9 protein-coding genes are annotated in these 10,235 nt (G+C 67.0%); 4 read left to right on the plus strand and 5 right to left on the minus strand.

The annotated features are described in order from the left end of the window. Window positions 1–80: 80 nt before the first annotated feature. The gene (locus ACFU4Z_RS09505) at window positions 81–1,433 is read left to right on the plus strand and encodes a TIGR01777 family oxidoreductase (RefSeq protein WP_379060991.1); all 1,353 of its coding nucleotides are present in this window, start codon (window positions 81–83) and stop codon (window positions 1,431–1,433) included. Here ACFU4Z_RS09505 and ACFU4Z_RS09510 read toward each other — a convergent pair. From ACFU4Z_RS09510 to ACFU4Z_RS09525, 4 genes are all read right to left on the minus strand, one after another. Beyond that, window positions 1,430–2,722, minus strand: coding sequence for a class I SAM-dependent methyltransferase (locus ACFU4Z_RS09510; RefSeq protein WP_379060993.1), 1,293 nt, complete (start codon window positions 2,720–2,722; stop codon window positions 1,430–1,432). The two genes, ACFU4Z_RS09505 and ACFU4Z_RS09510, sit on opposite strands and share 4 nt — an antisense overlap. Next, entirely contained in the window at window positions 2,719–3,441 is a 723-nt protein-coding gene (locus ACFU4Z_RS09515) for a DUF1365 domain-containing protein (protein ID WP_379060994.1), read from the minus strand. The genes ACFU4Z_RS09510 and ACFU4Z_RS09515 overlap by 4 nt, the downstream gene beginning before the upstream one ends. Further along, a complete protein-coding gene (locus ACFU4Z_RS09520; protein ID WP_379060995.1) occupies window positions 3,438–4,760 on the minus strand; it encodes an NAD(P)/FAD-dependent oxidoreductase in 1,323 nt (440 codons plus the stop codon). Before ACFU4Z_RS09520 ends, ACFU4Z_RS09515 begins: the two co-directional genes overlap by 4 nt. Before the next feature lie 402 nt (window positions 4,761–5,162). Then, window positions 5,163–6,008 carry a MerR family transcriptional regulator gene (locus ACFU4Z_RS09525; RefSeq protein WP_379060996.1) on the minus strand — a complete coding sequence of 282 codons (846 nt, stop codon included), beginning with the start codon at window positions 6,006–6,008 and terminating at the stop codon, window positions 5,163–5,165. Between the two features lie 534 nt (window positions 6,009–6,542). Here ACFU4Z_RS09525 and ACFU4Z_RS09530 point away from each other — a divergent pair. Both ACFU4Z_RS09530 and ACFU4Z_RS09535 read left to right on the plus strand, forming a co-directional pair. Then, window positions 6,543–7,178, plus strand: a complete 636-nt coding sequence (locus tag ACFU4Z_RS09530) for a lipocalin family protein (protein ID WP_379060997.1) — start codon at window positions 6,543–6,545, stop codon at window positions 7,176–7,178. Next, window positions 7,175–8,500: a cryptochrome/photolyase family protein gene (locus tag ACFU4Z_RS09535; RefSeq protein WP_379060998.1), complete on the plus strand. Its 1,326-nt coding sequence runs from the start codon at window positions 7,175–7,177 to the stop codon at window positions 8,498–8,500. The genes ACFU4Z_RS09530 and ACFU4Z_RS09535 overlap by 4 nt, the downstream gene beginning before the upstream one ends. Window positions 8,501–8,622: 122 nt before the next feature. On the opposite strand, the gene ACFU4Z_RS09540 is transcribed toward ACFU4Z_RS09535, so the two are convergent. Continuing rightward, the gene (locus tag ACFU4Z_RS09540) at window positions 8,623–9,231 is read right to left on the minus strand and encodes a hypothetical protein (protein ID WP_379060999.1); all 609 of its coding nucleotides are present in this window, start codon (window positions 9,229–9,231) and stop codon (window positions 8,623–8,625) included. 272 nt (window positions 9,232–9,503) lie between these two features. Between ACFU4Z_RS09540 and ACFU4Z_RS09545 the strand changes: the two genes are divergently transcribed. Continuing rightward, window positions 9,504–10,127, plus strand: coding sequence for a hypothetical protein (locus ACFU4Z_RS09545; protein WP_379061000.1), 624 nt, complete (start codon window positions 9,504–9,506; stop codon window positions 10,125–10,127). The last annotated feature ends 108 nt before the right edge of the window (window positions 10,128–10,235 follow it).

The following is a 10,235-nucleotide window of genomic DNA, read 5'->3' on the forward strand; positions in this document are numbered from 1 at the left end:
ATTGTGCTGGCGATCCGACATTTTGCCGGTGAACGATGCATAAACGTTGCAAGCGAACTGATCGTGACTACAGTCGTGAGATGGGCATCGAGTGTTCGAGCGTCGTCGCCGTTCCGCGGGCCGAGGTCTTCGCCTGGTACGCCAGACCAGGGGCGTTCGCCCGGCTGGCGCCGCCGTGGCAGCCGGTGTCGCTGCTGGCGGAGGCGGGCTCGACGCAGGACGGTCAGGCGGTGCTCGGTCTGCCGGGTGGACTGCGCTGGGTCGCGAGGCATGATCCGATGGGCTATGAACCGCCGCATCGTTTCGTGGACACGATCGCCGTAGACGGCCTCGCGTCCCTGCCCGCCGGATTGCTGCTGCGGTGGCGGCATACGCACGATTTCGAGGTCGTCGACGATGAGCACACCCGGATCGTCGATCGCGTGGAGTCGCCGGTGCCCGCGTTCGCACTGCGATCGATGTTCGACTACCGGTACCGGCAGGTCACCGACGACCTCGCCGCGCATCGCCGGGCGGCGCGGGCGGGCTTCAGGCCGTCGATCATCGCGATAACCGGTGCCTCCGGGTTGGTGGGCTCGGCGTTGGCCGCGTTCCTGACCACCGGCGGGCACGCCGTCATTTCCCTGGTCCGCCATGCACCCCGCGGCACGAGCGAAAGACGCTGGGACCCCGCGGATCCGGCCCCTGATCTGCTCGACGGTGTCGATGCGGTGGTGCATCTGGCCGGTGCGTCGATTGCGGGTCGATTCACCGAGGAGCACAAGCGGGCGATCGTCGAGAGCCGTGTCGAGCCGACCCGCAAGCTCGCCGAGCTCGCAGGCCGTGCGGGCGTACCCACCTTCATCGGCGCCTCCGCGATCGGCTACTACGGCTACGACGGCGGCGATGAAGTGCTGCGCGAGAACACTCCTCGTGGCGACGGCTTTCTCGCCGATGTCGTCGCGGACTGGGAAGCGGCCACTGTTCCCGCCGCTGCGGCGGGCGTCCGGGTGGTGTCGGTGCGCACCGGCATCGTGCAGTCGCCGCGCGGTGGCACGCTGCGGTTGTTGCGCCCGCTGTTCGCGACCGGGCTCGGCGGCCGGATCGGTGACGGCAGCCAGTGGCTTTCCTGGATCGGGATCGATGACCTGGTGGACGTCTATCACCGAGCGCTGTGGCAGGGCGATCTGTCCGGTCCGGTCAATGCCGTTGCACCACAGCCGGTTCGGAATATCGACTACACCAGGATCCTGGCCGCCGTGCTGCGCAGGCCCGCGCTGCTCCCGGTGCCGGAGTTCGGTCCCGGCTTGCTGCTCGGCGCGCAAGGAGCGCGGGAGCTGGCGACGGCGAGTCAACGAGTCGAGCCTGCTCGGCTGCTTGCGGCAGGTCACGTCTTCCGTCGGCCGGATCTGGAGTCGACACTGCGACATCTGCTCGGCCGCGTGCCCGCCTAGCCGACCGGCTCCGTGCGGGTGAGCAGCAACTGCTGGACATCGAGATAGCCGCAGCGAAACCCCGCCTCGGCATGCGCCAAATACAACCGCCACATCCTGCGGAACATCGGGTCGAAGCCGAGTTCTGAGACCCGGTCCGGTCGCGAGTCGAATCGCTGCTGCCACAGGCGCAATGTGTGCGCGTAGTGCTCGCCCATCGATAGTTGTTCGCGCACAACCAATCCGGTACTTCGGGCAGCCACTTCGCGCAGCAGTCGGGTCGAGGGCAGGAACCCGCCGGGAAAGATGTACTTCTGTACCCAGGTGTAGGTGTCGCGGGTGGCCGCCATCCGGTGGTGCGGCATGGTGATCGATTGGATCGCCACTCGTCCACCCGGTGCGAGCAGGCGATCGACGGTTCGGAAGTAGGTATCCAGATATTCGTAGCCGACGGCTTCGATCATCTCCACGGACACCACCGCGTCGTAGCTGCCCTCGACATGCCGGTAGTCGAGCAGATCAATGGTCACCCGGTCAGCCAGGCCGGCTGCCGCGACCCGGTCGAGCGCCCGCGCCCGCTGCTGCGCGGAGAGTGTCACCGAGCGCACTGCCGCGCCGCGCAGCGCCGCACGCAGCGCCAATTCGCCCCAGCCCGTGCCGATTTCGAGGACACGAGTGCCGGGTCCGACACCGGCGAGGTCGAGTAGCCTATCGATCTTCGCGCGCTGAGCCGAGGCAAGGTCGCTCCACCGCGGCAGCGGCGACAGCGCGGGAAACAGCGCACTGGAGTAGGTCAGCGTTTCGTCGAGGAACAGTGCGAAGAAGTCATTGGACAGGTCGTAGTGCCTGGCGATATTGCCGCGAGTGTTCGATTCGCTATTGCGCTGCACAGCAGGATGTTTCGCGACATAGAGGCCACGTAGTCGCTGGAGTGGCGCGGGCACCAGGGTGTCCACATGTCGCGCGAACACCGTCATGGCGGCGGTGAGATCGGGGGCCGACCAATCGCCCGCCATGTAGGACTCGCCGAATCCGATCAACCCGCCGCTGCCAAGGCGCGCGAAGAAGTGATCGGGTCGATGCAGGATCAGCCGGGGCTGATCCTGCCGCACCGCATTGCAGCCGAGGACCGTTCCGTCGGGGTACTCGACCCTGATCGGCAGGTCGCGCACGGCGTATCGAAAGAGTCTGTTGGCCACTGCTGCGGCAACGCCTGCGCGAATCCCGGTGGGCACGCGCTCGACGTCGGGATAGGAAGGAAGCTGTTGCGCGGATGCGCAATCGGACGTGGAATGCGATTCGATGCTCACCGCGAAGACTCCGTCGGTGCGGGGGTTGGCTGGGGAACGACGGGCAGGCGGCGCGCCCGCAGGCGCATGCCCTGCCAGCGAATGCGCGCCGAAACCACAAGTGGAGCACAGGGTGCCGCCACTATCGCGCGCAGAATGGTACGGGTGGTTGCGGGACGGCAACGCCCGGTCATCGAGGCGGCGAAGATCGGTCCGCCGTCGCTGAGCACGATGGATATCCGCAGCCGCTCATCCGGTTCCGGCAGTCGCATGTGGTACTCGCCGCGCACTTCGTTGAAGGGCGAGACATAGAACTCCTTGGGCGTGCGCGCCCGTGCGTGCTCGTCGAGGCGGACGAGGTAGCGGTGCCGCCCGCCATAGGTGTTGTGCACCTCGGCGACGACACAGACGTCCGCGCCGGTGTCGTCCCGGCACCAGAACAGCGTGAGTGGATTGAACACATAGCCGAATACCCGTGCGTTGGTGAGCATGAGGATTCGGCCGCCGCGTAAATCGATACCTTCACTGTCGAGGAAGTCCTCGACGTTCGCACGCAGCGACCGAGTCGGATCACCGAGATGATCGGCGGATCGGAATGCGGCGATAGTCCGCAGCCCACGAGGCAACCTGGGCATATCGTCGAGGTCGATCAACCAGCTGTAGCTGCGATAGCGGAACTCATGTCGTATCGGTGTGACGCGCACATGACGGATGTGCGTGCGGATGATGCTCGCCGTCATGATGCTCGCACCGTTGTCGCGGGCCTGTTCGTCCACCGCGCGCCGAGCCGCTCGGCAGCGTGCAGGCCCGATGCCGCGCCGTCCTCATGAAAACCCCAACCGTGATAGGCGCCGGCGAATGCCAGTCGGGCATCGCCGATTTCGCCGAGTCTGCGCTGTGCCGCAACCGACGCCGGAGTGTATTGCGGGTGTTGGTAGATCATTCGGTCCACGATCAGGTTCCCGTCGATGCGGTCGTGCTGGCCGAGGGTGACGAGGAAGGTTCGATCCGTGCCGGCGAGTCGCTGCAATCGGGTGAGGTCGTAGCTGACCAGGACGCGATCGACCGGTGTGGCGCACGAGGGCAGTCGATAGTTCCAACAGGCTCGGGCCCGTCGCGCACTCGGCAGCACGGACTCGTCGGTGTGCAGCACCGTGTGGTTCACCGAATAGGGAATGGCGGAAAGGATTGCGCGCTCGGCGGCGGTGGGTTCGGCGAGGATGTCGAGCGCCTGATCCGGGTGGGTGGCGATGACAGCGGCGTCGAAGACGCGCAGTCCATCTGCTTCGTCACGGACTGCGACACCGTCGCGGAGTCGGTGCACCGCCCGCACCGGGGTCGCGCGCAGCACCGTGTCGAGTCGCTGAGCGACGGCGTTCACGTAGGTGGCGGATCCGCCGGTGACCGTGCGCCAACTAGGGGAGCCGAACACTGTCAGCATGCCGTGGTGGTCGAGGAAGGTGAAGAGGTATCGGGCCGGGTAGCGCAGGGCTGTCACCGGGTCACACGACCACACCGAGGCGACCAATGGAGTCAGAAAGTGCGTGACGAAGTAGGCGGAGAAACGGCTGGCTCGTACCCATTCCCCCAGCGTGCGGTCGGACTCGGGTCCGGCGTCGAGTTCGGCGCGTGCGAGCCGATGGAACCGTGGCACCTCGGTCAGCAGTCGCAGGTAGCGGCCGTTGCGCGACGACCGGGCGTCGGCGAACAATCCGCCGAGTCCACGAGCGCCCGCGTATTCCAGGCCGCAGCCCTCGCACTTTACCGACATGCTCATATCCGAATCCTGCGTCGCAATGCCCAATTCGCCGAACAGGCGCAGCAGAGTCGGGTACGTGCGGTCGTTGTGCACGATGAAACCGGTATCGACGTGGACGTCTGTGCCGCGGCGCACGGTGACTCGGTGGGTGTCCGCATGACCGCCCAAACGAGCATCCGCCTCGTACAGGGTCACTTCGGCCGAACGCGAGAGCACCCAGGCTGCTGTCAGTCCGGCCACTCCGCTGCCGATGACCGCAACCCGCCGGAGGTCGTCCATCGGATCGGTGTGCTCGATCATCGTGCTCCTTCTTCCAACGGCGGGGCGGTACCGGACGCCCACTGGTCGAGGCTGAATTCCGCGTTGATCGGGTCACCTCGACGCGGCAACGGGAGTTGCCGGCGCAACCGGCATTCGTCGCGGCGGTGGACGCGTACACGCAGTGTTGCCTCGATTATGCATCGTTTGATGCGAGCTGGCTACCCGCGTCGGAATTCGGGCACTGCTCGCCGGTCCGGAGAAGTGTTTGTCGGGGCATTTCGGAGACCGTGTCTTTGCGGTCGGGTGTGACCATCACGGGATCGAGCAATGTGGCTGTCGGGTACGCGGCGGTGGCGTCGGATCAGTAAATCCGCGCGACGTGTCGACGCCGACGCGAGGCGGCACGCTCGGGTCGTATGCGGTTCGAGAAGGGCGAACGAATCAGCTCAGGCGGTCGGCGGCATCGGTGAGGCTGTCGAACCGTATAACCGAGTCGGGCAGGATAACCGCATCCCAGCCGGGACCCCCTACGAACACTTCGGCTCCCGCGGCGACGCATGCGCGCACCGCTGAGGTCAGCGCGGTGGATTCCTGCTGTGACCACAGCACTACGCAAGTTGAGCGGTCGTGCCTGGCAAGGGCGTCGGTCAGCGCGGTGGTCGGGACATCGGCGCCGAGCATCCACGCTCCGATACCGCGCTCCGCAAGGGTCGCGCGCAGGACCTCGAGCGGCAGCGCATGCGTCTCACCGCTGGTGCAGGCCAGCACGACCGGTCTCGGAGCCGGCCCCACGGGCGGCGGGTTGGTGCGGTGCAGGACCGAGGTGATGCACCACGACAACAGGTGTTCGACGTCGATACAGCCCTCGCCACCGCGCTGGCGCTCGACGATGTCGGCAAAAGCCGGGCGGCACAACCGATCCCACGTGTCCACCACCCCGAAGGCGCGGACGTGGGCGGCGAGCCGGTCGCACACCGTCGTCGCGTCGAGCGCGAAGGCCGCGATCAACAGTGCCGCGCGATCTCCGATCGCCGGTGCGGCGCCGCGCACCACCGACGCCGCGCCCGCGGGCGTCGCGCCCGCTCTGATCAGGGCGAGCATGCGGCCGAGCACCTCGATGTCGGCCTCGGTGTAGAGGCGGTGCTTTCCCGGCCGCTGCTGCGGCGGGCCGATGTTGTAGCGCCGATTCCAGCTTCGCAGGGTGGCCGTCGGGATGCCGAGGCGATCGGCGACTGCGCGCACGGTGTATCCGGCCGTGTCGGAGGCGGGGACGGTACCGGCGGACATCGCACCATTCTGCCCGGTCCTGTTCTCGCGCTTGGTCACGGCCGGGAGTCCGTCCGTCGATTCCGCCCGCGGCCGCCCGACCCGGCGTTCATTGCCGTACGGCGGCCGCCGCCGCCGCGCAGTGCAGACCCCAGTCTGCCGTCACCGCGATGGCCTTCGCGCGCTGGGTCTGCCCGCGCACGCAGTGCCGAGCACCACGGTGCCGGCCAGGTCCGAGCACGCCCGCACGGCGATCGCAAGCCGCATCGCGCCTGGTCCCGGCGCTGCGACGAGTGCAAGGCCCGAGGCGGCATCGCGCAGCCCCACCATCCGCGCGAGGGCTCGCGTGGCGGGTCGTCCGGACTCCAGCCGAACGACCCGAGCAAGAACGCGGGACGGGCGGTCACCGCGAGTCCATATGCCGTCGTTACCGCGCCCGTCACACGCGGCAGCCACGGCGTCGTCATAGATCCTCCTCCGCGTGAGCACGGCATGAATCAATTATGCATCGTTATGCGCTAGTATGGTCAAAGCCGTCGAATAAGAGGAGTTCGCATGACCCCAATTCGAACCCACCGGCATTCCGTTTGCCGCACGGCCGGAGTGGCTCCGGCGCTCGTCGCCATCACGATGGCTGCGGGAACCGCGGTCGCAGGCCCGGCGGTATCGCCGATCGAGGCCCCCGCGCCGGTTCCGTATCTCGACCTCGACCGGTATCTCGGCACCTGGAATCAACTGGCCGCTGTGCCTCAGTTCTTCAACCTGGCCTGCGCCCGCGATACGCGGGCCACTTACACGCTCGACCCGCAGGGCAATATCTCCGTGCACAACTCGTGCACCACATGGGTGAATTCGCTCAACGAAATCACCGGCACAGCAACGGTCAATGATCGGACGACCGGCGCGCAACTGCACGTCAGTTTTCCCGGGGTGCCCACCCAGGATGGACGGGAAGGTCCGACCAACTACATTGTCACCGCGTTGGGCGTGGCGTACTCGTGGGCCCTGGTCACCGATCCGAGCCGAACCTCCGGCTTCGTCCTCGCTCGCGACCGGGTACTGGATACCGCTCAGTGGCAACAGGTTCGGGCCGCCATCGATGCCGTTGGCCAGAATTCCTGTCTGTATCTGACCTCGCCGACAACAGGTGGTCGGACCGATATCGCACCATTGTGCGCGGTGACGCGATGACCGTCACGATCGCACTGTTCACCCGCGACCTGCGGGTGCGTGACAACCCCGTGCTGATCGCGGCGTACCGCGAGGGTGCCGCGGTGGTGCCGCTGTTCGTCATCGACGAGAAGATCCTGTCCGGGCGCTTTTCCGCGCCGAACCGGGCCCGGTTTCTGGCCGCCGCGCTCGGCGAGCTCGATGCCGAATTGCGTGCCATCGGAGGACGTTTGGTGGTGCGGCGCGGTGATGTCGTCACCGAGGTCGATCGACTGGTTGCGGAGGTGCACGCCGACAGCGTGCATATCGCCGCCGATGTGAGCGGATACAGCCGCAGGCGCGAAGATGCGCTGCGGGCGCGGCTCGAGCGGCGCGGTTGTCTGCTGCGCACGCATGCCGTCTCGATCACCGCCGCAGATCCGGAAGAGTTGGTCCCATCGACAGGACGTGACCACTTCGCGGTGTTCACCCCGTATTTCCGGCGATGGGCGCGGGCTCACCGACGCGAGCCGCTCGGCAGACCGCGCGCACTGTCCCTGCCCGAGGTAGCCGGACTGCCATTGCCGGAGCCCGACGATATCTGCGTCGGGGCGACATCGCCCCAGCTGTCCGTCGGCGGCGAGACTACGGGCCGAAAGATCATGCGGGACTGGCTGTCCGGCCCGATCGGTGGCTACGAGCGCAGCAATGACGACCTCTCCGCCGACGCCACCTCGCGGCTGTCGCCGTATCTGCACTTCGGCTGCGTGTCCCCGGTGGAGGTAGTGCACCGGGTCGATCTGTCGACCGCGGACGGCCATGCCTTCGCCCGGCAACTGGCTTGGCGCGACTTCCACCATCAACTGCTGGCCGCTCGCCCCGACACCGCCCGCTCGGATTACCGCCCCCGCCGGATCGAGTGGCGCGACGATCCCCAGGCTGTCGACGCATGGCGCGAGGGCCGCACGGGCTATCCCGTTATCGACGCGGCGATGCGTCAGCTGCGCGCAGAGGGCTGGATGCCAGGCCGCGCCCGACTGATCACCGCTAGCTTCTTGTCCAAATCCCTCGGCGTGGACTGGCGCATCGGCGCAGACCACTTCCTGCACTGGCTGGTCGACGCAGACCTGGCGAACAACCAGCTCAACTGGCAGTGGGTCGCGGGCACCGGCACCGACACTCGCCCCAACCGCGTGCTCAACCCGCTACGCCAAGCCGGACGCTACGACCCCGACGGCGCGTACGTCCGCCGCTGGATCCCCGAACTCGCTCACCTACCCGGCGCCACCATCCACACCCCATGGCGCGAAAACATCAATCCCACAGACTATCCCGCCCCGATCATCGACTGCGCCGGCATGTAGCGCGACGGCATCAGTGCGACATATGGTCCCGTATGATGCGCACGGCCACTGCCGCACGCACCCTCGGGATCCGCACTGCGTTGTGGGCAGTCGGAGGGGTGGGTGAGGCTGATGTCGGTGCGTTACCTCGGTGGTGAGACCAGCATCGGGTGGTGGAGGTCGTAGTATTCGACCTCGCCCATGAGCTTGCTTTCCTCGTCGAACAGTGACCGCAGGTCGTCGGGGATCTCGAGCTTCTCGGCTGCGCGGGCGTCGTCTTCGGAGGTGAAGTAGACCGCCTCGACATACCCGTCGCCGCCGAAGGTCGCCAAGGTGCCGCCGAGGATTTCGGGGCGCAGTTCGCGCACTCGATCGGTGGCCTGCGTCAGCAGTTCGTGCAATCGGCCTGCGTCGCGGGTGTGGCCCTCCATGACCTGCACGAAGCCGGCTTCGTCTGAGCCGCCGCCCAGCCATTGCGTCACCTCGGGGCAGTCCATGAATGTGACGGGTCCGTCGAAGCATTGTTCGGTCTCGGCCCACCAGGCGCCTTGTTCGGGGCGTGCGCTGTTGCGTCGTGCCGCCTCTTCGGATTCGAACCGCGCCAGTGCGATGAATGTCCCGTCGTCGGACAGTCCGCAGGTTGTTCCGAGATAGCCGACGGCTCCCGGTTGCAGTTCTTCGGTCCACCGGTCCATGCATCGACGTAATCGGTCGGGGTCGGCGGCTTTACCTTGAATGACTTGGATGAACATCGAGTCCTCCTCGTGTGGAGTGACCACTCCGCATCGTCGCGGGGCCGGCGCATCGTGGTCCACCGAGGGGTGTAGGACCGCACGGCCCGCGAAGGCGGCCGCCGCACAGCTAATCGTTCGCTGCCTGGCCGTTGTGCGCAAGTACGGCCGGCCCTGGTCTGGAATGCCGAGTTGCGCGACCTGAGCCATTGTGCTCGTGCACACCGTGGAGGAGGGTGAGTATGTCCGGTGGCGCCACCGGGGTGCCGCCCTCACAGGGTAGGAGGTAACCCGTGTACGCACGTTCAACCACAATTGCGGCCCAGTCGTCGTCGATCGACTCCGGGATCGCATATCTGCGCGATGAGGCGATGTCGACGATGCCCGAGCTCGAGGGGTGGGTGGGCCTGTCGTTGCTGGTCGACAGGGCATCAGGACGCTGCATCGCGACGTCGGCATGGGAATCCGAGGCTGCGATGCATGACAGCAGGGGCCGGGTCCAGGCAGTGCGTTCCGGTCTCGCTCAGGCGCTCAACGGCCAGATCGATCTGGTCCAGGAATGGGAAATCGCGGTCATGCATCGTGATCAACTGTCCAGCGACGGCGCATGCACTCGCTGCACGTGGGTGCAGGCCGGTCCGGGCGAGATCGATCGGCTGATCGACATGTTCAAGATGAGCGTGTTGCCCGAGGCCGAGATGATGGACGGATTCTGCAGTTCCAGTCTGTTCGTCGATCGGGCCACCGACCGCGCGGTGGGTGCGATGGTCTGGGCAAACCGCGAGTCGCTGGACAACAGCCGCGAACAGGCGAATCGGATCAGGACCGCGGCGATGCAGAAGGCCGGTGCCAGCGTGCTCGAGGTCGCGGAGTTCGAGCTGGGCTTCGCTCATCTGCGCGTGCCGGAGATGGCGTGACACCATCCGCCCTCCAGCGAATGGCGCGCCCCGGGCGCAGGGGGGGGGGGGGGGGCTCGCCCCAGTGGAGCGCGCCGCCCGGCGGGGGGGGGGGCGCGTGGCGGGTGT

Source organism: Nocardia sp. NPDC057440 (assembly GCF_042802915.1).
GTDB lineage: Bacteria > Actinomycetota > Actinomycetes > Mycobacteriales > Mycobacteriaceae > Nocardia.